This window comes from Streptomyces coryli (assembly GCF_011044975.1).
GTDB classification, from domain to species: domain Bacteria; phylum Actinomycetota; class Actinomycetes; order Streptomycetales; family Streptomycetaceae; genus Streptomyces; species Streptomyces coryli.
Map to the genome: position 1 here is coordinate 1 of NZ_JAAKZV010000563.1, position 926 is coordinate 926.

Annotated in this window: 1 pseudogene; it reads right to left on the bottom strand. The window is 72.5% G+C overall.

Features of this window, described 5'->3' with window-relative positions:
- Positions 1-458: pseudogene (locus G5C51_RS42190) on the bottom strand (hypothetical protein); the annotation flags it as partial.
- Positions 459-926: the final 468 nt, after the last annotated feature.

A 926-nucleotide genomic window follows, 5' to 3' on the forward strand; every position in this document is an offset into this window, starting at 1 on the left:
GGCGGGCGCTCGTCGGACATCTGCATGCCGTACGCGTTCGCGCCCGCGTCGGCGGGGCGGCGGCCGGCGGCGACGGCGATGAGCAGGACGGTGGCGAGGGTGACGGCGGCGCCTGATGAGAGCAGCGCGCGGTTCCGTAGATCCTGGTCGACGCCCTGCAGCCAGTCGGCGTTCAGCGTCCACAGGCCGGGGGCGCGCAACAGGATCGTAGCGACGGCGGCCGAGCCGAGGGCGCCGGCGGCGGAGGGGGAGCGGAGGGCGGTGGTGCCGGCGACGATGTAGACGGCGATGAGCGCCGGGTCGTACATGGAGGTCGCCCAGATGCCGTCCTCGGTACGGGCGGGGGCCCCTGCCCACGACCACCACAGATCCGAGAACGCGGCGGCGACGGTCAGATCGCGCCCGATCCACACCAGCGAACCCAGCGCGAGCACCGCGCAGGCGACGGATCCGAACACGCGCGCACCGCGCCCGAGTATGTGTGCTTGCTCCATGCGTCCGCCTGCCCCCGCCGGCTGCTGTGTTCTGGGGGGTGACCCCAGATCCCCTGTGTGCCTTGTGGGCACATCTGGACCTATAGGTCTACACCTCTACGCAGTGGCGAACAAGGTTCCGGCCGGGAGGGGCTTGCCCTCCCGGCCGGACTACGGCACCCGCACGGCCGTACATGGGACAGCGTGGCGTGTCCGTATATCGGTATGGGGGCTGGTGCGTTTCGGGCGTGTTACCCCCGCGCGCTCAAGGCTGCCGCGCCCACCCGCGCCCACCCATGGGGTAGGTGCGGGAGGGTGTAGCGGGCGTCTGCGGACGGCTTGGCATCGGATGCTGACGGCCGCCCGCACTGCACCGCCCCGCACCGCGTCCACCACCCCCGGGGCACCGCGCTCAAGCCATGCCGCGTCCAGCCCACTCCTGCGCCCAACCCC